At 66.7% G+C, this 24768-nt stretch carries 19 protein-coding genes and 1 riboswitch; of the genes, 3 read left to right on the top strand and 16 right to left on the bottom strand.

Annotated features, from left to right (window positions below):
* Both AC1ECW_RS00930 and AC1ECW_RS00925 read left to right on the top strand, forming a co-directional pair.
* Entirely contained in the window at positions 1-957 is a 957-nt protein-coding gene (locus tag AC1ECW_RS00930) for an arsenic resistance protein (protein WP_481200952.1), read from the top strand.
* 8 nt (positions 958-965) lie between these two features.
* Positions 966-1388, top strand: coding sequence for an EamA family transporter (locus AC1ECW_RS00925; RefSeq protein ID WP_114649188.1), 423 nt, complete (start codon positions 966-968; stop codon positions 1386-1388).
* An 8-nt stretch (positions 1389-1396) separates the two neighbouring features.
* On the opposite strand, the gene AC1ECW_RS00920 is transcribed toward AC1ECW_RS00925, so the two are convergent.
* From AC1ECW_RS00920 to AC1ECW_RS00845, 16 genes are all read right to left on the bottom strand, one after another.
* Positions 1397-1714: a DUF190 domain-containing protein gene (locus tag AC1ECW_RS00920; RefSeq protein WP_481200951.1), complete on the bottom strand. Its 318-nt coding sequence runs from the start codon at positions 1712-1714 to the stop codon at positions 1397-1399.
* A gap of 14 nt (positions 1715-1728) precedes the next feature.
* Positions 1729-2112, bottom strand: a complete 384-nt coding sequence (crcB, locus tag AC1ECW_RS00915; RefSeq protein ID WP_481200950.1) for a fluoride efflux transporter CrcB — start codon at positions 2110-2112, stop codon at positions 1729-1731.
* A gap of 67 nt (positions 2113-2179) precedes the next feature.
* A riboswitch (Fluoride riboswitch) is annotated at positions 2180-2245 on the bottom strand.
* Between the two features lie 57 nt (positions 2246-2302).
* The gene (locus tag AC1ECW_RS00910; RefSeq protein ID WP_481200949.1) at positions 2303-3166 is read right to left on the bottom strand and encodes a universal stress protein; all 864 of its coding nucleotides are present in this window, start codon (positions 3164-3166) and stop codon (positions 2303-2305) included.
* A 14-nt stretch (positions 3167-3180) separates the two neighbouring features.
* The gene (locus AC1ECW_RS00905; protein WP_481200948.1) at positions 3181-4659 is read right to left on the bottom strand and encodes a SulP family inorganic anion transporter; all 1479 of its coding nucleotides are present in this window, start codon (positions 4657-4659) and stop codon (positions 3181-3183) included.
* 333 nt (positions 4660-4992) lie between these two features.
* Entirely contained in the window at positions 4993-6738 is a 1746-nt protein-coding gene (locus tag AC1ECW_RS00900; RefSeq protein WP_481200947.1) for a PAS domain-containing protein, read from the bottom strand.
* Positions 6739-6789: 51 nt separating this feature from the next.
* On the bottom strand, positions 6790-7965 hold the full coding sequence (locus AC1ECW_RS00895; protein WP_409704772.1) for a 2Fe-2S iron-sulfur cluster-binding protein: 1176 nt from the start codon (positions 7963-7965) through the stop codon (positions 6790-6792).
* Positions 7966-7975: 10 nt separating this feature from the next.
* Entirely contained in the window at positions 7976-8776 is an 801-nt protein-coding gene (locus tag AC1ECW_RS00890) for a PepSY domain-containing protein (RefSeq protein ID WP_409704774.1), read from the bottom strand.
* Between the two features lie 20 nt (positions 8777-8796).
* Positions 8797-10953, bottom strand: coding sequence for a TonB-dependent receptor plug domain-containing protein (locus AC1ECW_RS00885; protein ID WP_481200946.1), 2157 nt, complete (start codon positions 10951-10953; stop codon positions 8797-8799).
* Positions 10950-12305, bottom strand: coding sequence for a hypothetical protein (locus AC1ECW_RS00880; protein WP_481200945.1), 1356 nt, complete (start codon positions 12303-12305; stop codon positions 10950-10952). Before AC1ECW_RS00880 ends, AC1ECW_RS00885 begins: the two co-directional genes overlap by 4 nt.
* Positions 12306-12570: 265 nt before the next feature.
* Positions 12571-13542, bottom strand: a complete 972-nt coding sequence (locus AC1ECW_RS00875; RefSeq protein ID WP_481200944.1) for a PDR/VanB family oxidoreductase — start codon at positions 13540-13542, stop codon at positions 12571-12573.
* A gap of 7 nt (positions 13543-13549) precedes the next feature.
* Entirely contained in the window at positions 13550-14596 is a 1047-nt protein-coding gene (locus AC1ECW_RS00870) for an aromatic ring-hydroxylating dioxygenase subunit alpha (protein WP_481200943.1), read from the bottom strand.
* A 101-nt stretch (positions 14597-14697) separates the two neighbouring features.
* Positions 14698-15159 carry a MarR family winged helix-turn-helix transcriptional regulator gene (locus AC1ECW_RS00865; protein WP_481200942.1) on the bottom strand — a complete coding sequence of 154 codons (462 nt, stop codon included), beginning with the start codon at positions 15157-15159 and terminating at the stop codon, positions 14698-14700.
* Between the two features lie 108 nt (positions 15160-15267).
* Positions 15268-17010, bottom strand: a complete 1743-nt coding sequence (locus AC1ECW_RS00860) for a methyl-accepting chemotaxis protein (RefSeq protein ID WP_481200941.1) — start codon at positions 17008-17010, stop codon at positions 15268-15270.
* 139 nt (positions 17011-17149) lie between these two features.
* Positions 17150-18859 carry a 2-isopropylmalate synthase gene (gene leuA / locus AC1ECW_RS00855; RefSeq protein ID WP_481200940.1) on the bottom strand — a complete coding sequence of 570 codons (1710 nt, stop codon included), beginning with the start codon at positions 18857-18859 and terminating at the stop codon, positions 17150-17152.
* Between the two features lie 289 nt (positions 18860-19148).
* The gene (gene katG, locus AC1ECW_RS00850; RefSeq protein WP_481200939.1) at positions 19149-21287 is read right to left on the bottom strand and encodes a catalase/peroxidase HPI; all 2139 of its coding nucleotides are present in this window, start codon (positions 21285-21287) and stop codon (positions 19149-19151) included.
* 246 nt (positions 21288-21533) lie between these two features.
* On the bottom strand, positions 21534-22496 hold the full coding sequence (locus tag AC1ECW_RS00845) for an AEC family transporter (RefSeq protein ID WP_481200938.1): 963 nt from the start codon (positions 22494-22496) through the stop codon (positions 21534-21536).
* Between the two features lie 79 nt (positions 22497-22575).
* On the opposite strand from AC1ECW_RS00845, the gene AC1ECW_RS00840 reads away from it, so the two are divergent.
* The gene (locus AC1ECW_RS00840) at positions 22576-24627 is read left to right on the top strand and encodes an ATP-dependent helicase (RefSeq protein ID WP_481200937.1); all 2052 of its coding nucleotides are present in this window, start codon (positions 22576-22578) and stop codon (positions 24625-24627) included.
* The last annotated feature ends 141 nt before the right edge of the window (positions 24628-24768 follow it).

Below are 24768 nucleotides of genomic sequence, written 5' to 3'. Positions count from 1 at the left end.
GTGAAAGTGGATCGCCTGATACTCGAACGGCAGCAGGTCTGGATTTACCTGAGCGCCATCCTGGCCGGTCTGTTTGCGGGCAGCCTGTGGCCGAGCACGCACGCGGTGCTCGAAACATTGCTGTGGCCCACTCTGGCACTCCTGCTGTTCGCCACCTTTATGCAGGTGCCGCTGCTGCATGTGCGCGAGGCCTTCGCGGATCGTCGTTTCGTGACGGCCGTGCTGGCCGGGAACTTCGTCATCCTGCCGTTGCTGGTCTGGGGCATGGTGCAGTTCCTGCCAAACGAGCCGGTGCTGCGGCTGGGCGTGCTGCTGGTCCTGCTGGTGCCCTGCACGGACTGGTTCATCACGTTCAGCCAGCTGGCGGGCGGCAACGTACCGCGCGCCATCGCGGTGACCCCCATCAACCTGCTGTTGCAGTTACTCCTGTTGCCGCTGTACCTGTGGGGGATGATGGGCGATGATTTCTCGGCGGTAGTGCGTCCTGAACAGGTGTGGCCGGCCTTGCTGGTCGTCCTGCTGCCGCTCCTTGCTGCGGTATTTGCAGAGCGCTGGATCGAAGCACGCAGCCATCGGTCCGAGGTGCGTGAACATCTCTCCAGGTGGCCCGTTCCCTTGCTGGCTGCGGTGGTGTTCCTGATCGCTGCCGCGCAGGTAGGCACTGTGCGGCAGGCTCTGGGCTTGCTGCCGGTGATCGTGCCGCTGTTCGTGGTGTTTCTGGTGCTCGCTGCCATGCTCGCCAAAGTCCTGGCCTGGTGGCTGAAGCTGCCCGTCGATCAGGGCCGCACCCTGGCGTTCAGCCTGGGCACGCGCAATTCCTTCGTGGTGCTGCCCTTTGCCCTGTCGCTGCCCGCCGGATGGGAAGTGGCGGCGGTGGTAATCGTGGTGCAGTCGCTGGTCGAACTCTTCGGCATGGTGGCCTACTTGTGGTGGGTGCCCCGCAGCCTCTTCAAGTAAGGATCATCATGGAAAAATGGGTTTTCTACGCCTTTGTGTCGATGTTCTTCGCGGGCTTCACGTCGGTAATCGCCAAGATGGGCCTGGCAGGTATTTCGGGCGAACTGGGTCTGACCATCCGCACGCTCTTCGTGTGTGGGTTCGTGCTGATCTTTGCCTGGCTGGCAGTGCCGTTTCAGGAGTTGGCCTTGGTCGGTCAGCGCAATCTGCTGTGGCTGGGGCTGTCCGGCGTGACCACCGCCCTGTCCTGGATTTTTTACTACAAGGCACTCAAGGTCGGCGACGTGGCCACGGTGGCGCTGATCGACAAGGGCAGCGTGGTCGTTGCGATGCTGCTGGCCTGGCTGCTGCTACGCGAAGTCATCACCTGGCGCATGGTGGTCGGCGCTGCGCTGATCGTGGCGGGGTTGCTGGTCATCGCCCGCAGATAGCACCGGCTTCAGGCTTCGCCAGTCATGCCGAACTCGATGGGCGTCTTGACGTAAAAAAACCGTACGTTCTCCTCCCTCAGGCGCGCGAACAGCCGATCCGCTTCATCGGCGGTCACCGCCATGGTGACCTCCAGCGGCTGGTCGGCCAGCTCGAAGAAATGTGAGGAATGGATGCGGCCCGCGTGTCCATAGCCCTCGGCGGCCGTCGTAAGGGTCGCCCCGCGTAGCCCCAGCCGCCGGGCTTCTTCGAGCAGCCACTCGCCAAGCGGAGTGCATCCATGCCGACGATCCTGCTGTGTGAAAAACGTCAGTTGGTAGCCTTGCATGTCCGTCTCCTGAATCAGAATCGTTTGAAAGCCGCGACCGTTCCAAGGCCGATCAGGGTCATCAGCAGCGAACCGCCGACATGAACCGCGATGGCTGTCGCCGCCATAGAGAATCGCCCCTGCTGGATCAGCGTCGTGACTTCGGCGGAAAAGGTCGAGAACGTCGTCAGCCCACCGAGAAAGCCAGTGATGATCAGCAGGCGCCACTCAGGCTCCAGGTTCGGCGCAGCGGCAAAGACAGCCAGCGCGACGCCGATGAGGTAGCCCCCGATCAGGTTGGCGGCCACGGTACCCGGTGGGATCGCGGGAAACAGTGTGTTGAGCGAGAGGCCGAGCAGCCACCGTGATACGGCTCCTAGCGAAGCGCCGATGCTGATAGCCAGTATGGAATTGAGCATGCCCTGTCCTCATGGTTTCTGATTGAAACCGGACTGGCAGGCAGGCACCTACGCCCCCCAGTCCGGGGTCTGCGTAGGCATCATCAGCCGCAGGCGCGGCGGTTGGCGGAGGAATGCCATCTCCGTGAAGTCCTGATATTTTATCCTGGCTGGTGCGATGGCACCAGCGATGGCATCCAGAGGCCAATTGTCATCGCAACAGCAGGGTAGGGATGGTCGAGGAACGCAATAGCTCAGTCGTCTTGCTGCCGAACAGCAGGCTGCGCAGCGGTGAGTGACCGAACGCCCCCATGATGAGCATGTCGATAGACTGCGCTTTCACCGTTTTGGCAATGATGCTTTCCGCATCGCCGGGAATCAGCGATGCGGTCACATCGAACCCAGCCGCTTCCAAAGTGCTCTTGGCCCACTCAAGCTGCTTGGGGGCATCCGTGCTTTCCTTGCCCGACATCAGCAAATAGATCGGCAGGCCACGGAACAGTGGGCTGGCGGCAACCATCTCGACGCCACGCCGGGTCACGTTACCGCCATCGAAGGCAATCAGCACGCGCTGCGGCTCCTTGAAACCTTCAGTCACGGTCAGGATCGGCTTGTGCAGGGCGCGCACGACGCGCTCGACATTCCGACCAAGGTCGCGTTGGGTGGTCTCGGTGGCTTCTCCACGGCGACCCAAGACCAGCAGCCGTACCCCCTCAGCTTGTTCTGTAAGCGTTTCCTCCAGTTCGCCGTGCCGCTGGCGAACATCGACCGGCGCGGCCCCGGAAGCGGTAGCCCGCTCACGCAGTCTGTTGAGAAAGATGCGGCCTTGCTCGCGGGTATTCTTAGTTCGCGTCTCATCCTCGACGGAGAGCTTGATCAGCAGATTTTCCTGGGCGTCGATGCCGATGGCCCCACTGTGATCCTCGCCCGATCCCAACTCGGGGTGGCGGTCGATGACGTGCAGAAACTCCAGCGGTGCGTCCATGCGCCGAGCGGCCCATGCAGCGTAGTCGGCCACGTAATCGGCGAAGTGGGATTGATCCACGCAGGCCAGCACTTTGTTTTCGTTCTTCATGATCCTGTTTCCTCTCAATGGCCCATCAGCATGTCGTCGGCACCGTCTTTGTCATGCACGGCGAACTTGTCCACCATCGTGGCGCTGGCTTCGTTCAGTCCGATGACCTCTACCTCGGTGGCTTCACGGCGGAACTTGATGACTACCTTGTCCAAGGCGCTGACGGCGGTGATGTCCCAGAAATGGGCGCGGCTCACGTCGATGCGTACTTTCTCGATGACTTCCTTGTAGTCGAAGGCATTGATGAAGCGATCCGCCGAAGCGAAGAACACTTGGCCAGTGATGGTGTAGCTACGCACGCGGCCTTCGTCCTCGGTGCGAGAGGTGACGCGCAGAATCTGCCCCACCTTGTGAGCGAAGAAGAAGCCTGACAGCAGCACGCCGACCAGCACGCCCTTGGCCAAGTCGTGGGTGCCGACCGTCACCACCACAGTGGCCAGCATCACCACGCTGGAGCTTTTGGGGTGCTCGCGCAGGTTACGGATGGAGGCCCAGTTGAAGGTGCCGATGGATACCATGATCATCACGGCGACCAGCGCCGCCATCGGGATGCGAGCCACCCAGTCACCGATGAACACCACCATCAACAGCAGGAACACGCCTGCGGCCAGTGTGGAGAGACGGCCGCGACCGCCTGACTTCACGTTGATGACCGACTGGCCGATCATGGCGCAACCTGCCATGCCGCCAAGGAAGCCGGTGGCGATGTTCGCCACACCCTGACCCACGCATTCCCGGTTCTTGTTGCTATTAGAGTCGGTCAGGTCATCGACAATGGAGGCCGTCATCATGGATTCCAGCAGGCCGACAACCGCCAAGGTGGCCGAGACCGGGAAGATGATTTTGAGCGTCTCCAGGTTCAGAGGCACATCCGGCAGCAGGAACACCGGCAGGCTGTCTGGCAGCTTGCCCATGTCGCCCACGGTACGGATGTCGAGTCCGAGGAGGATCGCCACGCCGGTCAACACGACGATGGCGACCAGTGGCGAGGGCACGGCCTTGGTGATGTAGGGGAAGCCGTAGATGATGCCCAGACCTGCTGCCGTCATGGCATAGACATGCCACGTCACGTTGGTCAGCTCTGGTAACTGCGCCATGAAGATCAGGATGGCCAGCGCGTTGACGAAGCCGGTGATGACCGAGCGAGAGACAAAGCGCATCAATGCGCCGAGCTTGAGCCATCCCGCGAGAATTTGCAGTACGCCGGTCAGTACCGTGGCTGCTAGCAGGTATTGCAGGCCGTGCTCTTTGACGAGCGTGACCATGACCAGCGCCATCGCTCCCGTCGCAGCAGAAATCATTCCGGGGCGACCACCTGCGAAGGCGATGATCGCGGCGATGCTGAACGAGGCGTAGAGGCCGACCTTGGGATCGACGCCCGCGATGATCGAGAAGGCGATGGCCTCGGGGATCAGTGCTAGCGCGACGACGAGGCCCGCTAGTAGATCGTTTCGGACATTGGATAGCCAGTCCTGGCGTAAGGATTTCATCATTCTTCTATTCCGTTGTGGTTGCCAGCCAGTGGTGGCAGTTGGGGCGAACGCAAGCGCGTCTTCCCGGCCAGCGGAATAGAGAACGAACCCCGAGTGATCCGGGGCCAGCAAGACGCAGTGAATCGGACGTGCAGCCTCGTGCGAGCGTGGTGTGTGGTTGGAAGCTGGCTCGCAGCGAGAAAGAGGCTTACACGGGTAGGAACTCCGATAGTTGCTTGCTGGTTCTTTGGGGAGACGTAATTTTATCTGTTCTGCGGCAGTGCAGCAATTGCCGAAAGTTTCATCATTGCCTCCCGTCCGAGTCTCGACAAGACATCGTGACTGGATTGCCTGTTACCAGCCAGCACGCGCCATGGCAACGCGACTGCGATCACCCCTACGACCAAAGACACGCCTAGTCTGCGCTTCCGACGTCTGCGATTCAATGGTGCTGCTTGAGGCTGTTCTGCACAATGAACGCGCCCCTAAGAAGTAGTGCAGCCGACTCCTGACTTTTCGTGCAGCCACCTTCTGAAAATGACACTGTAGGCCAAGCACCTCATCCAAGGACTGTCCGAGCAGCTCGCTTTCGCTGCGTTGCAGCCACAGCGCATAGGCCCGGTTGACGTAGCGCACCCGCTCATCGGCGCCAACCACGGCCACCAAGGTGGGCAAGCGATCGGCCACCGAGCGCAGCATGGCGGCTTGCCGCTGCGCTTGCCGTTGCATGGCGGCTTGATCCGTGATGTCGCGCATCACCCCCGAGAAGTGGGTGATGCGGCCGGCGTCGTCGCGATGGGCGATCACGAGATGGCTGACGCGCCGCTCATGCCCCTGGGCATCGTAAAAGCCGGTTTCCCCCACCCAGTGGCCCTGTTCGAGCACCGCCGGCACGATCTCCTGCCGGAACTGCTCGTTGGTCTGCGCAGTGTTGAAGTCGCTGTACACATGGTTGTGCACCGGCTGATCGGGCGCCAGACCCAACACGCGGCGGGCGGCCGGGTTCAAATAGAGCAGACGCCCGCGTACGTCGGTTTGGATGATGTAGTCCGTCGAGGCTTCGAACAGCGTGGCCCGCTCGCGCTCACGGCTGCGCAGCTCGTTCAACAGCGCTTGAAAGTCGCGGGCCAGATCGCCGCGTTCGTCGCGACTGCGCGTATCGATCGCCACGTTGGCCTGCGGGTCGCGCCGCAAGATGTGGATGGCGCGGTGCAGGCCGGCCAGGGGTTGCAGCATCCAGCGCATCACGGCCCACACGAACGCCGCCGCGGCCAGGGCATACAGCGCCAAATCCGACGCCAGGGCGCGCTGGGCCTGGATCACCGGCGCGCGCACTTCCCAGCCGGGCAGCACCACGCGCAACTCCCAATCGGCCAGGGCCACGATCTTGCGGGTGACCACGGCGTGCGCGTCGCCCGGTGCAGGTGTTTGAGCGGGTCGCAGGATGCGCGAAGGGTCCGGGTGGATCACGTAGACCGGCTCGGGTCCACGGGTGACGATTTCGAAGTGGCCGGTGCGCCCCACGGGGGCCTGCGACATCAGCCCCAGCAGGTTGGGGCGCAGCAGGCGCAAGCCTCCCACCAGCACGGCTTGCAGACGGCCTTGCGCATCGGTCACCGGCACGGCCAGCAGGATCGCCGGACCCGCCCCGGTGCGCGCCTCGATCGGCTCGGACACCAGGCTGCGCGCTTGCGAGCGCATGCGCTGGAAATACTCCCGATCGGCCACGTTGATGTGCCGGCCCGGCGGCAGCGGGGGCTCGTTGGCCACCAGGTTGCCGTCCAAATCCACGAGGGCCAGGCCGTCGAACAGCGCCTTCAGCGGCGAGGGTCGCGACAAAAAGGCTTGCCGGGCGGCGGCATCGCGCAAGGTGGCCGCGTCCAGTTGGGCGGCCTGCGCCTCCAGCACAGTCATGTAGGTGTGCAGTTTGTCGCCCAGGTGGTCGGCCATGGACTCGGCCAAAGCGTCTTGCTGCTCGTCGAGCACCTCACGGAAATCGCGCGCCAGCCGCGAATCCTGCGTCCAGGCCACCACGGCAGCCAAGACCATGATGGCTGCCGCGGCAATCAACGAGACCTTGAGTTTGAGAGACAGTTTCACGGCTGGCATTGTGCCGCCGGACGGTGCGGGCCGCTGCTGGACAATGCGGGGTCATTCGGCCCCAAATCTGCGTCCGAGCGGTCCCGGGGCGATGCCGGCCAGCCGCAGCGGGCCGCTGGGCACGACGCAACACGACAGCACACAGCCTTCGGGCAGCGCCGCCTCGGGCGCCAGCACCTGCCGCACCGTTCCTTCGAGCACCCGCACCGCGCAACGAGCGCAACTGCCGTTGCGGCAGTCGTGGTCCACGGTGACGCCTTGCTCCAGCAAGGCGGCCAGCAGGCTGGGCTGGCCGCTGAAATGCAAGGCTTGCGAATGGCCGACCCAGCGCATGGTGTAGCTCGCGCGGTCCGGGTTGGTTGGCGCGGCGAAGGCCTCGACGTGAATGTCCGCCTCGGGCAGGCCTGCATCGAGCAGCTGGGTGCGCAGGCTGTCCATCATCGGGGCCGATGCGCACATCCATACGGCGCCGGGGCGGCCGCTTTGACTCCAGGCCAGCAGCCGCGCACCCGTCAGACGGCCGCGCTCGCCACGCCAGTCCTCGTGGCGGCCGGTGAACAAGGGCACGAAGCGCAAACGTTCGTGGTGGGCCGCCCAGGCTTCGAACTGCGCCCGGTAGTCCATCCACTCCCTCATGTCCCGTACCGACCAGATCAGCGTCAAAGGCACGGGGCCGCCGCGGCGCAGCCAGTCCTGGGTCAAGGCCCGCATCGGGGTGATGCCGATGCCCCCGGCCACGAGCACTTGTTCGCCTTGCAGCCGGGCCGGCCAGGTGAAATGCCCGGCCGGCGGCAGGGCCCACAAGACGGTGCCGGGATGGGCCTGCTCGTGCAAGCATGACGACACCCGACCGAGCGGTTCGCGCTTGATCGCCAGCTCATACACCCAGGCCAGGTGGCGCCAGCGCCAGCGCGGCAGGGCTGCGAGCGAATAGCGACGGCTTTGCATGCCCTGCGGCTGCGCGAGGTGCAGGGTGAGGTACTGGCCTGCACGTGCGCCACCAGGCCACCAGCGCCATCGGCCGCTGCGAGCGTGCAGCCAGAGTTGGAAGAACGGGCCATGGTCGGCGCGTGCGACCACGCGCCAAGGGCGTGGTTGCGCGGTGCTGCGCCGGCGCGCGTCGAGCCAGCGGCCGCGCAGGGCTTGCACCAGACCATGGGCGACGACGAGGGCCGCCCACAACAGCGCCAGGGCCGACAGGCCCAGCAGGCCATAGGCGAGCCCCATCGGAGCGGATTCAAACGATGTGCGGCTGCGCCGCGGGGCGAGGGCTCGCCTGCAATTGCGCCAGTTGCGCCACCTTGCGACGCTGGCCGCGCCACCACATCACCAGGCCCGTGACGGTGAGCAACACCATGGCCGCACCGACGAGGTCGATCCAGATCCATTCGTACTGCTTGCCGAAGAAGGCCTTGCCGGTGTGCAGATCCATCACGAGCTTGGACACGGTGATCGTGCGCTGCCCGCTGTCGGCCTGCATCGCCAGGATCGCGGCGAGCTGCTCGGTGGCCTGGACAGCGGGCTCCCAGGTCTGCCAATGGCGGCCTTCGTCCTGGCTGACCAGGACATCGGCCTCCTTGGGCACGGCCAGCAGGCCCTCAGGCGTGGCCGTCACCGACCAGAATTCGCCCTCCACAAGCCGCCGCGCTGTGATCTCGCCGGGCTCGACGCGCCACAACCCGTTCTTGGCCGCCACCAGCAGGGCCGAGCCCACGCCGTGCACCGCTCGCACCTCCGACGGCCCGACGATGGGCGTGGGCGCACCCTCGGGGCCGATGCGGTACAGACCCATCTTGCTGCCCAGCCACTGCGTGCCCTGTGCATCGCTCCATAGGGCCCGCACTTCGGTGTCGTTGCGATGCCATGACATGGGCTGTGACATCGGCGACCATGACGCTGGCACGTGCAGGGATTTCAGGCCGAGCGCTTTGTCGTGGGCGATGAACACGGCCGTCAAGCCCACGATGAGGATGGGCAGGGACAGGGCGATGCTCAGCCAGATGTGCCAGCCGCGGAACGATCCGAAACGTGTGGTCATGGCGGGTCCTTTCGTAGGGGTCAGAGGCGGGCCTCGAGGGTGACGAGCAGGCTGCGGCCGCCGGCTTCTTGCTCACGGGTGCGCGCCGTCAGACGGCCGGCACTGTCGTAGGTTTCCTTCTGTTTGGTCTTGCGTGCATCCAACAAATTGGCGCCGGACACACGCAGCGACCAGGTGCGGTCGATGTCCCAGTAGGCGAAGACGTCGAGCAGGCGCAACGCGGATTCGGTGTCACCACTGGTCTTGGCGATACGACCCTGGTAGTTGTAGCGCCAGCCCAGCAGCGTTTTCCATGCGGGGATGCGCCAGTCCATGCCGGTGTTGACCACGTAATGCGGCTGATCGGACAGCGGGGCCGAGCTGCCCGCTTTGCGCGAGAAAAAGCGCGTGTAGTTGCCCATCAGCGCCACGTGCCGCAGGCCCAGCGCGCGCAAGTCCAAGCGCCCGTCGAGCTCGATGGTGCGCACGATGCTCGTGCCCGCGACGTTGTAGGCGCGGTTGTAGTAGAAGCCGTCGCTTTCCGGCCGCGTTTCCTTGGCGATCATGTCGCGGATGTGGCGCTCGCCCAGGTTCAGCGCTGCAAAGCCGTTGCGGCCCTGGAAGTCGGTCTCCAGCCCCAGGTCCCAGCCGCGCGAGCGTTCGGGCTTCAGGTCGGGGTTGCCCACCACGTAGGGGCTGCTGAGCGAACCGTCGCCCGAGGTGATGACCGAACTCAGCTGGTCGAACTTCGGCGGCTTCAGGGTCTGGGCCGCGCCCGCCCGCAGGCGCCAGTGGGGCAGGAAGCTCCACCGCCAGGCGAGGCTGGGGTTCAGTGCGAAGCTGTCGCCTTTGCGGCGCGCGCCGTCTTGGTCCACCGAGGCGGCTTGGCGGCGCTCGGCACGCAATCCTCCGGCCAGCACATGGCCCTTCGCCAAAGCCCAGTCATCGCGCACGACGAGCACCTGGCGGGTTTCCTCGATATCCCAGCTCTCGCTGCGCTGGGCTGCGCCGTTCTTGCGTTTGTCGTCCACGCGCGTGTCGCGCTGCCACTCCAGTCCCAGGCTCAGCGCATGGCCGTTCCAACCGGTGTAGCGGCTGCCCAGGTGCAGCTTGTGGTTGCGCGCGCGCACGCGGGTGTCTTCGGTCTCGGTGCCGGTGGGCGCGCCGCTGCCATCGAAGCTGTCCTTGAGCTTGTACTTTTCTTCTTCGGCGGCTTGCCACACCGCGCCGAGCTGGGTGGTCCAGACCTCGCTCACCTGGTGCTGCCACTGGCCGGACAGGCGCTTGGAGGTGCGCGTCTTGTCCTCGTCCTCGTCGGCGCTGCTGTCGCGCAAGAATCCGGTGCCCGCGGCCGGGTCGCTGAAGCGGTAGCTGTCGGCCGTTTTGTGCTTGTCACCATCGTTGCGGTTGTAGAAGGCCGACACGGTGATGGTGTTGTCATGGTCAGGCCGCACCACCAGCCGCGGGCCGAGGCTGAGCTCATGCACGCGGTTGTTCTCGCGCTCCATGGTCTCGCTCAAGCCGGTGCGGGTGCCGGCGCTGGCGTCGAAGGTTTCGACGATCTTGGGCTTGGTCTTGAGCTCGTGACGCCGTTGGACGTTCAACGGCAGCACCAGGGCCACCCCGTGGTCCCAGCTGCGCGCCACGTTCAGCTGCACCAAACCTAGGGGCTCCTGGTCTTGGCGGCCCATGGTGGCGCCGGTGCCGACCTTCAGGTTGACCTCCGAGCCTTCGACGCGGCGCAGGATCACGTTGATCGTGCCGGCGATGCCGTCGGCGGGCAAGTCGGGCAAGGGGCTGCGATGGATCTCCACGCGATCGACCATGCTCAAGGGCAGCTGGTCGACCTGCACCTGGCGCTCCTTGGTCGTGCCCAACCAGGGCTCGCCATCGATGAGGATCTGGGTGTAGCCCTTGTCCATGCCGCGCAAGCGGATGTCTTTGATGTTGCCGGCCGGCCCCGAGAAGCTCATGCCGGGCAGGCGGCGCAGAAAATCGCCCAAGGTCAGGTCGTTGGTTTTGTCGATTTCCTCGCGGCCGATCACCACGACCGGATTGGGCGCGGCGATGCGGGCCTGGATTTCTTCGCGGGCGCCCAGGACGACGATCTCCTGCAGTTCCTGCGCCTGGGACGGGCCGCACAGGGCGACACAAGCGGCTGCGGCCACCGGGCCGCGCAACAACGAGCGGCGCTTCATTGCGACACCAGCACGGCAAAATGGGCTTGGCCGGCCACGCGGCCCGATTCGATGCCGATGTAGTGCGTCTGCCCGGCGTGGCTGACCTGCCAGAACTTGCGCTCCAGCTGCTTGTCGGCTGACTTGCCGATGAGGGTGCTCACTGCGCCCAAGGCGGTGCCGGCTTCGTCCGAGGCTTGGCCGGCGGCGTCGATGACCAGTCTCGACGAGGTCGGCGCACAGGCCACGACGCGTTGGAAGCTCAGGCCGTACAGTGCGGACGGGTCGGCCTTCTTCACCTCTTGCGGGCTGTCTTTCTGCACGGTGGCCGCAGGCAGCATCACGAAGTCGTCGCCCGCACCCTGACCACACACCATCATGACGGCGGCGTGCACGGCCTGGTAGCAGCCTTCGCCAGGCGGCAGCGCCGCGCTGCAATCAGACCCGTCGCCGGCGCGATAGCCCCGCGAGAAAGACAGCGGGCGGGTGAGATCGAAGTCGAACACCTTGCCCACCTTGTCGGCCTTGAGCACCACGGTCTTGATCCACTGGCCCTGGGGATCGATATGGATGTCCACATCGTGTTCGTGGAACTTCACCTCGGGCTCGCCTTTGTCGTTGCGGCGGTTCTCGGTGAGCAGCTTGTAGTCGGCCACGGGCCAGCAAAAGCCGGTGGCGTCGGCACAGGGGCCGGGCAGCACCAGGGCGGCCACGTCGGCGCGCGCCTGGGCCAGGCTCAGCGCATTGACGGCCAGGCGTTGCTGCAATTGCTCCAGCACCGCGTCGTGCGGATCGCCGGCGGTGGCGGTAAAGGTGCCGGTGACGAGCGGGAAGTCGGCCAGCGGCGTGGTGTCCACGCCCAGGGCCCGCAGGTAGGGCAGCAAGGCGGTCTGGCCGGCAGCCAAGGTCGATGCGCTCAAGCGCTGGGCGGTCGGTCCCGCGCCGAACGACTCGAAGAAGGCGGCCGGATCGGCCTCGGCCACGCGGGCCAACAGCAAGTCGGTCAAGGGGGTGACGTTGACCCGCCCAAAGCTGGTCAGAGGCGAATACAGCGCTTCGGTCTGCGCGTGCCCGCCCACGGTGCCGCCGCGCACGCGCAGCACGCAAGGCGCGCGCTGGCTGCTGACCGTGACGCGAAAGACGCCTTGGGCGTCGGTGGTCGTGGTGAGTGCGGCGCCCGAGACGCAACGCACCTCGACCTCGGCCCCAGCCACCGGCAAGCCCACGGCGGCCACCCCCTGCACCGCCGCGGCGCGAGCCGGATCGCTGCTGAGCAGACTCAAATCCTCGCTGCCACCGCCGCAGGCGGTCATCCCCAAGCCAACGGCCAGCCATGCGGCTCGCGTGGCCGCGCCCAGCCCTCGTGCACCCATCGAGTCATTCCCTCCGAAAAAACCCACTCGGAGGCTTGCGGCGGCACACGCAGCCGGCCGCGGCCCCGGAGTTGTCGAACGCAACTGGCTGACGCGTGGCAACGGGGCCCCAAGGGGCTCACTCGGCTGGGCGTTGGCTGATATTTTGCTGAATTGTAAATGAGAATTAATATTACTTGCCAGCCCTCAGCCAGCACGGCTGTCGCGGGCGAGCGCCGACGCGCCGACGAAGCGGCCGGCCAGGTGGTTTCAGGCGACGTCGATGTCAGAGATCGAGCACCAGTCGTGGCGACTTGGCGCGCGACACGCAGGGCGTGAACCGGTCGCCCGCGGCCTGTTCCTCGGGGGTGAGGTAGACATCGCGGTGATCGATCTCGCCGTCGAGCACGCGGGTGAGGCAGGTGCCGCACACGCCCTGCTCGCACGAGACCATCACGTCCACGCCGCACGCGGCCAGGGCCTGCACGACCGTCTGCCCGGCGGCCACCGGCACCACGCGGCCGGAACTGGCCAGCACCACCTCGAAGGCGCGGTCGCCCTCGGTGGACACCGGCTCGGCCGAGAAGAACTCGTAATGCAGCCGTGCCTGCACCCATCCGCGTCCACGCGCCGCGCCCAGCACCGCGTCCATGAAACCCTTGGGGCCGCAGACGTAGAGGTGGGTGTGCGCGTCGGCCGCCGCCAGCACGGCGTCGAGCCGGAACTGCTGCTCGGCCGGGCCGTCGTCGTGGTGGAAATGCACCTGCGCGGCGAAGGCCGAGGCCTCGATGCGCGAGGCGAAGGCCGTGCGCTCGCGCGAGCGGGTGCAATAGTGCATCGTGAATGCGGCGCCCGTGGCGGCCAGGCGCTCGGCCATGCACAGCAGTGGCGTGATGCCGATGCCGCCGGCCAGCAGCAGGTGGTGAGCGGCCTCATGCGCCAGCGCGAAGTGGTTGCGCGGCGGGCTGATGGTGAGCTCGTCGCCTTCGTGCACCTGCTCGTGCATCGCACGCGAGCCGCCGCGGGTGGCCGGGTCTTTCAGCACGGCGATGAGGTAGCGGTGGGTCTCGGCCGCGTCGTTGCACAACGAGTACTGGCGCACCAGGCCACCGGGCAGGTGCACGTCGATGTGCGAGCCGGCCGAAAACGCCGGCAGCGGCCGGCCATCGGCCGACACCAGCTCGAAGCTGCAGATGCCTTCGGCCTCGACGGCCTTGCGCGCGACCTTGACGCGCAACGAAGCAGGCGCGGTGCTCATCGCACGCTCACGCGGCGGCTGCCACCGGCTCGCCGCGTTCCGCGGCGATCAGGCGATCGAGGATGCGCCGGGCCTGCACGCCGCCGGCATCGGTGTTCAGGCTGAGCAGCTTGCGCCCGGGGTGACGCGACAGATTGGCCTGCTGGCCTTCGAGCATGGCGAGGTCTTCCGAGAAGATCTTGCCCTGGCCTTCGCGGATCTTGGCCGTCAGCGCCGCGTCGTGCGGCTGGAAGTGCCGTGCCATGCCCCAGAAGTACCACATCGTGGTGTCGGTCTCGGGCGTGAGAAAGTCCACCACGAGGGCATAGACCTTGTCCTTCGGGTCGGCGTGGACCCCGCCGCGGCCGGCCAAGGCTACGCCCACCTCGATCATCACGTGGCTGGGGGGTGTGAAGTGGCAGATCTGCCAGCGGTCCACCGGCTGGTCGTCGGGCAGGCCGTGGCCGCGCAGGGCCATCTGCCAGAAGGGCGGGGCCATGATGCCTTGCATGTGGCGGCTGGTGATGACGTGCTCGCCCTCTACCTTGGTGATGGGCGTGGCCTCGTCGATCTCCTTCTGGCCGATGCTGTTGGCGTGCACGTAGGTCTCGTGCGTGAGGTCCATCAGGTTGTCGATCATGAGCCGGTAGTCGCAGCGGATGTGGTACAGGCCGCCGCCATAGGCCCACTCGGGGTTGTGCGCCCAGGGCAGGTCGGGGATGAGCGCCGCATCGGCCTGGGCGGCATCGCCCGGCCACACCCAGATGAAGCCATGGCGCTCCACCGCCGGGTAGGCGCGGATGGCCGGGAAGCCGCGCACGCGCTGATTGGGCATGGCCAGCGTCTTGCCGTCGCAGCCCATCTCCAGGCCGTGGTAGCCGCACACCAGCTTGCCTTCACAGACCCGGCCCTGCGACAGCGGCGCGCCCCGGTGGGGGCAGAAATCCTCGAGTGCGGCCACGCCTTCGGCGGCGCGGTAGATCACCAGCGGCTCGCCCGCGATGATGCGGCCCAGGGGGCGGTCGGCGATCTCGTCTGGGGTGCAGGCGACGTACCAGGTGTTCTTGAGATACATGGGGCGACCTCGCAGGAGTGGGGTGGGGCTGTCAGTCATTCAGTATGCTGAATGTGAGTCCAGTTTACTGCGATCTGACGCCTCCCGGGGGCCGTGCGGGACTAGGGTTGACCCGGGGTCGAGGGCTCGTCGAGGTGGACGAATTTGCGCAACAGGCGCATGAATTCGCGTTGCTCGGCCGGGTCGAGGCGGCCCATCAGGCGCTGCTGCATCCGGTGCATCTTGGGCGTGAGCTCGGCCAGCAGAGCCTGCCCGGCCGGGGTGAGCAGCAGCCGGCGCTGGCGGCGCGGCAGCAGTTCGCGCACGATCCAGCCCTTGGCTTCCAGGCGCGCGGCGATGTCGGCGGTGGTGGAGGTGTCCAGGGCCACCATCTGCGCGGCGGTGACCTGGTCGATGCCGGGGTGCTCGTGCAGCATGCGCAGCACGGCGTACTGCACCGGCGTCACGTCGCGGCCCAGGGCCTCGTGGAAATGCGCCACGGCGATCTGGTGGGCCCGGCGGATCAGGTGGCCGGGCTGGTCGTAGAGCTGGATGGACAGGGGGTCGGAAGGATGTCTCGACATGGCGCGAATCCGGGCACGCGCAGGCGCACTGGCCTGAGCGGGCCCGCGTGCTTGCAGCGCGCAGTGTAGGGCCTGGTGCCGCCGCTGAACGCGGGCGGGCGCCCGGCCTCAAAAGTGCGTCCAGTCGGACTCGTCGGTGCCCGCGGCGGCGGCCGCCACGCTTGGCCGTGCGGCCGGCGGCACCGATTCGCGTGCACGCTGGCGGGCACGGCTGACGACGGTGTCGGCCAGCGCCGCCGGGCTGGGCGCTGCCGGCTGGCCGACGGCCGGCGCTGCGGTGGGCGCGGCCGCGGGGGATTTGAATGCCCCCACGGCTTGCAAGAGCGCTTGGGCTTGCTGGCGCAGGCTTTCGGCGGCGGCCGTGGCTTGCTCGACCAAGGCGGCGTTTTGCTGGGTGGTTTGATCCAGTTGACCGATGGCTTGCGCCATTTGCGCCACGCCTTGGCTTTGCTCGGTGGTGGCCGCGCTGATTTCGCCCATCAAGTCGCTGACGCGCTGGATGGCTTGCACCACGTCGTGCATGGTGCGGCCGGCTTGTTCCACCAAGGCGGCGCCATGCCCGACGCGTTCGGTGCTGTCGCCAATCAGGGCTTTGATTTCCTTGGCCGCCTGGGCGCTGCGCTGCGCCAGCGCGCGCACCTCGCCAGCCACGACGGCAAAGCCGCGTCCCTGTTCGCCGGCGCGGGCGGCCTCCACGGCCGCATTCAAGGCCAAAATGTTGGTTTGGAAGGCGATGCTGTCGATCACGCCGGTGATGTCGGCAATTTTTTGCGCGCTGGCTTGAATGCCGCTCATGGTGCGCACCACCTCATCGACGACTTGCCCGCCTTTTTGCGCCACTTCGCTGGCGTTGGCGGCCAACTGGTTGGCCTGCCGGGCGTTGTCGGCGTTTTGGCGCACCGTGGCGCTGAGCTGGTCGGTGGCCGCGGCCGTTTCTTGCAGGCTGCTGGCTTGGGTTTCGGTGCGCGCCGACAAATCTTGATGGCCCTGAGCGATCTGGCTGCTGGCCGTGGCGATGTGGTCGCTGCTGGCGCGCACCCGCTCGACGATGTTCAGCAACTGCTCGCGCATGCCTGCCATGGCGGCCAGCACACTGCCCGTCGGGGCGCGCTCGGCGCCTGGAAGCACGCGCAAATCGCCTTGGGCAATGGTGTGCGCCGCGTGCACCAGATCTTCGGGCTCGCAGCCCAGCGCGCGATGGATGCGCCGGCGCACCCAGACCGTGCCGCCCACCGCGGCGCCCACTGAGGCCAGCAGCAAGCCGCCGATCACCAGGCTCAAGGCTTGGGAGCGCTGCTGCTCGGCTTCGACGGCGGCCATGGTGCTCTGGCTGGCATGGGTCGTGTAGCGTTCTACGGCGCTGATCAGCTCGTCCAGCAGGGGCTGGCATTGGCGCCGCATCAGCTCGGCGGCTTGGGCGCGGTCCCCGCTGTGTGCGAGTTCGGCCACCCGCAGCGCCACCGGCGCATAGCGGCTTTCGATTTGCACGATGCCTTGCAGCAGGGACCGGCCTTGCTCGCTCAGCTGATCGCTGCGCAAAGAGGCTTCGATGTCTTGGATCAAGGCTTGCGTGCGCGCATGGGCGCTGCGGGCGCGTTGCCATTCGCTGGCCAATAGGCTGGCGTCGTCGTGCTGGATGAGCATGTTGCGCACCGCCACGGCGCGCTCAGAGACGGCCACCGACAGCTGAGCAGCCGCCTGGCTGCGCTGAGAGACCCGCTCGGACACCAGCCGGAACTGCGCGAGGCTCTCGATTTCCGCATACAGCCCCAAGCCGGCGCCGGCCGCGCCCAAGGCGACCAGCAGCCAAAACACCGCCAGGATCTGGCGCTTGAAAGTCCAAAGGCGCATGGTGGCCCCCCTTTCTTCCGATGCTCGATCGCGTGTCACCGTCGGGCCAGCCCCACTGACGGCCGCCCTTGCTCGCGCTTATCGGCGCAGGGACGAGACACTTGAGCGGCCCCGGGGCGCCACCCCGTGTCGGAATGTTTCAGGCGTGGGCCGGCGCGGCGTTCGACACCGGCGCGCACCAGGTTTGCTGTAACTCGTGCGCGGGCAGCGGCAAGCGGTTGAGCGCGCTGATCAGGGCCTGCAGGCTGGCGGTGACGATGTTCGTGTCCTGCCCCACGCCGAAGCGGGTGCCGGCGATGTCGGGGTGGGCCAGTTCCACAAAGGCAATGGCCCGGGCGTCGGAGCCCGATCCGAGGGCGCGTTCCTCGTAGCTGTCCAGGCGCAGCGGCAGGCCCAGGGCGTGCACGGCGGCGTCCAGCGGGCCGTTGCCCAGGCCTTCGCGCTTCACGCGGTGGCCGTTCACGTCGAGCTCGAGCTGCACGCGCACGCGCGCGCCGTCCTCCACGCTGTGGTGGGTCACGAGCTTCACCGGGGCGTCGCGCCGCAGGTATTCCTGCTGGAACAGATCCCAAAGCTGCGCGGCGGTGAGCTCACCGCCCGTCTCGTCGGCGACCTTTTGCACGACCCCGCTGAACTCCACCTGGGCACGGCGCGGCATCACCAGGCCGTGGGCGGTTTCCAGCAGAAAGGCGATGCCGCCCTTGCCCGACTGGCTGTTCACACGCACGACCGAGTCATAGCTGCGGCCCAGGTCGGCCGGGTCGATGGGCAGGTAGGGCACTTCCCAGATCGCGTCAGGCTGCTGCGCGGCAAAGCCTTTCTTGATGGCGTCCTGGTGCGAGCCCGAGAAGGCGGTGAAGACCAGGTCGCCCACATAGGGGTGGCGCGGGTGGATGGGCAGTTGGGTGCAGTCCTCCACGGTGCGGGCCACCTCGTTGATCTGAGAAAAGTCCAGCCCCGGGTGCACGCCCTGGGTGTAGAGGTTGAGCGCGAGCGTGACGAGATCGACGTTGCCGGTGCGCTCGCCATTGCCGAAGAGGCAGCCCTCGACGCGGTCGGCGCCGGCCATCACCGCCAACTCAGCCGCGGCCACGGCCGTGCCGCGGTCATTGTGCGGGTGCACGCTCAGCACGAGGCTGTCGCGCCGCTTCAGGTGCCGGTGCATCCACTCGATCTGGTCGGCGTACACATTGGGCGTGCTCATCTCCACCGTGGCCGGCAGGTTGACGATGGCCTTGTGTTGCGGCGTGGGCTGCCACACATCCATCACCGCGTCGACCACGTCCTTGGCCACGGCCAGCTCGGTGCCGCTGAACACCTCCGGGCTGTACTGGAAGGTCCATTGGGTCTCGGGCTGGCGCGCAGCGTATTGCTGGATGAGCCTGGCGTGGTGCACGGCCAGCTCACGCACTTGCGCCGGGCTCATTTGGAAGACGATGCGGCGGAACGTGGGCGCCGTGGCGTTGTACAGGTGCACGATGGCGCGCGGCGCCCCCTTCAGCGATTCGAAGGTGCGTGCGATCAAGTCCTCGCGGGCCTGGGTCAGCACCTCGATGGTCACATCCTCGGGGATCAGGTCGTCCTCGATGAGCCGGCGCACGAAGTCGAAGTCGGTCTGCGAGGCCGAGGGGAAGCCCACCTCGATCTCCTTGAAGCCGATGCGCACCAGCAACTGGAACAGCCGCAGCTTGGTGGGGCCGTTCATGGGCTCGAACAGGGCCTGGTTGCCATCGCGCAGGTCGGTGCTCATCCAGATGGGCGGCTTGGTGATGACCCGGTTGGGCCAGGTGCGGTCGGGCAGGTTCACCGCAGGGAAGGGGCGGTACTTGCGTTCAGGGTGCTGGAGCATGGTGGGCCTCGGATGGCAGAAAGATCGACGGAAAACAAAAAAGGCCAGCGGGGAAGCTGGCCTTTGTGTGGGAGGAACCGGGATGTTCAGCGACGCGGGGTGTCCTGGATGCGGACTCGACGCGGCTTGAGGGACCGGGCACGACCCATACCAGCCAGCACGGTGGCGGCCAGTAGCGCTAGAAGCAGCAGGGAGGTCGTGGCGGTGAACATATCAAATCAGTGTTGGCGATTCGGGGGGCGCTGTCAACGCAGGGCCGCAAAGGCCCCGCGCTTCAGTGGGCAAAACCTCACGCCAGGTCGAAGCGGTCGAGGTTCATCACCTTGGTCCAGGCGGCCACGAAGTCGCGCACGAACTTCTCCTGGCCGTCCGCCTGGGCGTAGACCTCGGCCAGCGCGCGCAGCACCGAGTTGGAGCCGAACACCAGGTCCACCCGGGTGCCGGTCCACTTCAAAGCGCCGGTCTTGCGGTCGCGGCCCTCGAAGAGGTCGCCGGCGGGCTTCCACTCCACGCCCATGTCGAGCAGGTTCACGAAGAAGTCGTTCGTGAGCTGGCCAGGTCGGGTGGTGAACACGCCATGCCGGCTGCCGTCGTAATTGGCGCCCAGCACCCGCAAGCCCCCCACCAGGACCGTCATCTCGGGCGCGGTCAGCGTGAGCAGCTGCGCCTTGTCCACGAGCAGGTGCTCGGCCGGCACCTGCGACTTGGCCTTCAGGTAGTTGCGGAAGCCGTCGGCAAAGGGCTCCAGATACTTGAAGGACTCGACGTCGGTGTGCTCGGGGCCGGCATCCACGCGGCCGGGCGTGAAGGGCACCTCCACCGACACACCGGCCGCGCGGGCCGCCATCTCGATGCCCACGCCGCCGGCCAGCACGATCACGTCAGCCAGCGACAGCTTGCCCGAGGCCTTCTGGAGGGCCTCCAGCTTGGGCAGCACTTTTACCGCAATCTGGTTCACCACCCAGTCGTTCTGCGGGGCCAGGCGGATGCGTGCCCCATTGGCGCCGCCGCGCTTGTCGCCGCCGCGGAAGGTCGAGGCCGAGGCCCAGGCGGTGGTCACCAGTTCCGACACGGAAATGCCGGAGGCTGCGATCTTCGCCTTCATGTCGGCGATGTCGGCGGCGGTGGGCTTGTGGATCGGTGCGGGCAGCGGGTCCTGCCACAGCAGGTCTTCCTTCGGCACTTCGGGGCCCAGGTAGCGGGCCTTGGGCCCCATGTCGCGGTGGGTCAGCTTGAACCAGGCGCGCGCATAAGCGTCGGCAAAGGCCTGCGGGTCGTTCAGGAACTTGCGCGAGATCTTCTCGTAGGCCGGGTCGAAGCGCAGCGACAGGTCGGTCGTGAGCATGGTCGGCTTGCGCTTGGGCGCATCCGGCGTGGGGCCGGGGATGATGTCGTCTGCGCCCTTGGCCACCCACTGGATGGCGCCGGCCGGCGAACGGGTCTGCTCCCACTCGTACTTGAACAGGATCTCGAAGAAGTCGTTGTTCCAGCGCGCCGGCGTGGTCGTCCAGGTCACTTCCAGGCCGGAGGTGATGGCGTCTTTGCCCTTGCCGCTGCCGTGGGTGCTGCGCCAACCCAGGCCTTGTTCCTCCAGCGGCGCGGCCTCGGGGTCGGGGCCGACGTGCGTGGCCGGCCCGGCACCGTGCGTCTTGCCGAGGGTGTGGCCGCCGGCGATCAGAGCGACGGTCTCCTCGTCGTTCATGCCCATGCGGGCGAAGGTCTCGCGGATGTCCTTGGCCGCCGAGACCGGGTCACCGTTGGCATTCGGGCCTTCAGGGTTCACATAGATCAAGCCCATCTGCACGGCCGCCAGGGGGTTCTCCAGCTCGCGCTGGCCGCTGTAGCGCTTGTCGTCGGACAGCCAGCTCGTCTCCCGGCCCCAGTACACGTCATTGTCGGGCTCCCAGGTGTCTTCACGGCCTGCGCCGAAGCCGAAGGTGCGGAAACCCGTCGACTCCAGCGCCACATTGCCGGCCAGGATCATCAGGTCGGCCCAGGAGATCTTCTGACCATACTTCTGTTTGATGGGCCACAACAGCCGGCGCGCCTTGTCCAGGTTGACGTTGTCGGGCCAGGCATTCAACGGCGCAAAGCGCTGCTGCCCGCGCCCGCCGCCGCCGCGGCCGTCGCCCATGCGGTAGGTGCCGGCGCTGTGCCAGGCCATGCGGATCATCAGGCCGGCATAGCTGCCGAAGTCCGCGGGCCACCAGTCCTGCGACTCGGTCATCAGCTTCTTCAGGTCGGCCTTGAGCGCGGCGTAGTCGAGCTTTTTGAACTCTTCACGGTAGTTGAATTGCTTGCCCAGCGGGTTGGACTTTTCCGAATGCTGGCTGAGCAAATCCAGGCGCAGCTGGTTGGGCCACCAGTCGGTGTTGCGGGTGCCGGTGCCGGCAGCGCCGTGGAAGGGGCATTGGCTCTGTGTGCTCATCGTCGTGCTCCTAGGGTGGGGTCCGAAAAGGGTGCTGGCAGTCGCCCGGAAAGACGGCGCCAGCCTCAGGCGGCCAGCGCAAGCGCGGCCAGGGCGTCCAGGAGGGGTTCGAACATCGTCGGGCTCCTTTTCATCAAGGGGGTGTCCAAGCGACATACCCCGCACACCAAGCTTAGGCGCCCAGAACGATTAGGTAAATTCGATAATCGCGAATCTGAAGATAAATGCTATCTATCAGTGGGCGGGTTAACCCGAGGTCGCGGATGTGGCGAAGAGGCGCACCACCGATGAAAAGCTGAGGAAGGCCAGGGCCGTGGACCACAGGATGATGCGGGCGATGCGCCCGTTGTCGGCGGCAAACCGCTCGGCCAGCAGGGACACGTTGCTGGCTGAAGGCAGGGCCGCGGCCAGCACCAAGGCGGTGAGCGCAAAATGGTCCAGCGGCAGGCCCAGGCGCAAGGCCACCAGCCCGGCGGCCAGCACCAGCACCGGGTGCACCACCAGCTTGATGAAGACGATGGGGGCGTAGTCGGACAGCGGCGTGGGGCGGTTCAGGGCCTTTTGCGAGCGCCACAGCACCGCACCGATGGTGAACAGCGCCACCGGCGACGCCGCATTGCCCAGCATGCCGATCATGCGGTCCACCGGGCCGGGCAGGCTGAGCTCGCCGAGCGAGACGGCCGCCCCAGCCGCGATCGACCATGGCAACGGATTGCTCAGCGCCCCGCGCAAGGCCTTGCCCAGACTTGTGCGCCAGTGGCCGCCGCCGCTTTGGGCCAAGGCCAGGCACAAAGAGCTGGTGACGAACAAATCGGCCAGGATGGTGACGATCACCGGCCCGGCCGCCCGCTCGCCCATCAGCGCCACGATGAGCGGCACGCCCATGAAGCCGGTGTTGGGGAAGGCCGCCACCAGCGCGCCGAAAGCCGCGTCCTTCAGGTTCACCCCGCTGGCCAGCGACTGGGCCATGGTGACGAAGACGATGAGCAGCGCGCAGGCAATGTACAGGCCCAGCCACACCGGGTTGACCAGCTCGGCAAACGGGGTGCTGGCGCCGAAGCGAAACAGCATGCACGGCAGCGCAAAGAAGAGCACGAAGATGTTCAGCCCGGGAATCGCCGCCTCGGGCAGCACGCCCCTGCGCGCGGCGAGGTAGCCGCACAGCACCAGGGCGAAGAACGGGAAGGTGACTTCGAAGATCGCTTGCATGCGGCGCGCAGTATCGCAAGCCCGCGCGCGGTCTGCCTGACGCCCGCCTGAAAAAGTCCGGCCGGTATCATGGCGCCCCGTGTCGTCCGCTCCCCTGTCCCTCAATCCCGCCCAACTCGAAGCCGTCCACCACCTGCAGGGGCCTTGCCTCGTGCTGGCGGGGGCGGGCTCGGGCAAGACGCGCGTGATCACCCACAAGATCGCGCGGCTGCTGCAGGCCGGTTACGCACCGGGCCAGATCGCGGCCATCACCTTCACCAACAAGGCGGCCGAGGAAATGCGCGAACGCGCCCGCGGCCTGGTGGGCGCCAAGGCGGCGCAGCACCTGGTGATCAGCACCTTCCACAGCCTGGGCGTGCGCATCCTGCGCACCGACGGGCCGCGCCTGGGGCTGAAAGAGAAGTTCTCCATCCTCGACAGCGACGACGTGCTGTCCATCTTGCGCGACGCCGGCGGCACCACCGATGCGGCCACAGCGCGGCGCTGGCAGTGGACCATCAGCCTGTGGAAGAACCAGGGGCTCGACAGCGACCAGGCCGCGCAGGTGGCCAAAGACGAGGACGAACGCGTCGCCGCCCGCGTGATGAAGCTCTATGAAGAGCGTCTGGTGGCCTACCAGGCCGTGGACTTCGACGACCTGATCAGCCTGCCGCTGAAGCTGCTGCAGCGCGACGCCGAGGCCCGCGCCAAGTGGCAGGACACCTTGCGCTACGTGCTCGTGGACGAATACCAGGACACCAACGCCGTGCAGTACGAACTGCTCAAGGCCCTGGTGGGCGAGCGCGGCATGTTCACCGCGGTGGGCGACGACGACCAGTCGATCTACGGCTGGCGCGGCGCCACCATCGAGAACCTCAAGCGCCTGCCGCAGGACTATCCGCAGCTCAAGGTGATCCCGCTGGAGCAGAACTATCGCTCCACCGGCGCCATCCTGCGCGCGGCCAACCACGTGATCGCGGCCAACCCCAAGATCTTCGAGAAGAAGCTCTGGAGTGAGTTCGGCGAAGGCGAGCCGGTGCGCGTGCTGGAGTGCGACAACGAGGAGCACGAGGCCGAGCGCGCGGTGGCGCGCATCCAGGGCCTGCGCGCGCAGGGTGGCGAGGTCCAGTGGAGCGACTTTGCCATCCTCTACCGCGCCAACCACCAGGCGCGCGTGTTCGAGCAGGCCTTGCGCCGCGCGAACATTCCCTACAAAGTCTCGGGTGGGCAAAGCTTCTTCGACCGCGCGGAGATCAAGGATCTGTGCGCTTGGCTGCGCCTGCTGGTGAACAACGACGACGACCCCGCCTTCCTGCGGGCGGTGACCACGCCCAAGCGCGGCATCGGTCACCAGACGCTCGCGCAGCTCGGTGAGTTTGCGGGCAAGTGGCGCGTGAGCCTGTTCGAGGCGCTGTTTGCCGATTCGCTGTCCACCGCCGTGAGTTCACGGGCCATCGGGGCGCTGCACGAGTTCGGCCGCTACGTGAACGACCTGGAGCATCGCTTTCGCCACACCGTGGGCGCCGAGGCTGCCAAGCCCGCGCTGATGGAGTGGCTCAAGGACATCGGTTATGAGCAGCACCTCTACGACGGCGAAGACAACGACAAGCTCGCCGCCAGCCGCTGGCAGAACGTGCTCGACTTCATCGATTGGATCGCGCGGCGCTGCGGCGGCGAACTGCAGACCGAAGGCGGCGCCACCACTGAGACCGAACGCTGCAGCGTGCTCGATGTGGCGCAGACGATCTCGGTCATCCTCAGCCTGGCCGAGCGCGGCGGCGACACCAACGTGGTGACACTGTCCACGCTGCACGCCTCCAAAGGGCTGGAGTGGCCGCATGTCTTCCTGGCCGGCGTGAACGAGGGCCTGCTGCCCTTCAAGAGCGAAGATGAGGACATGACGCCGCAGCGCCTGGAGGAAGAGCGCCGGCTGATGTATGTGGGCATCACGCGCGCGCGCACCACGCTGGTGGTGAGCACCCTCAAGCGCCGCAAGAAGGGCCGTGAATTCGTGGCCGGCATCCCCAGCCGCTTCATCGGCGAGATGAAGCTGGACGAGAAGACCATGAAGGAAGACCCGCGCGAGAAGCTCAAGGCGCTGCGCGCGGAGTTTGCCAAGCGGGCGGCGCAGCGGCAGGGGCAGCAGGCCTGAGCTTGCGCGCAGCAAAACGTCCGCATCCATGCAAGAAACCCGAATGGATGCCATCACCGATTCAGCCGCCCGCGCCCTTCTGGCCAGCACGATGAACCGGGTGTGCAACCACCAAGAGCCCGTGATCATCACCCGCAGTGG

It is taken from the genome of Caldimonas hydrothermalis (assembly GCF_056746695.1).
The sequence above is the reverse complement of the archived record's forward strand: the minus strand, read 5'-3'. Positions and strand labels throughout refer to the sequence as shown.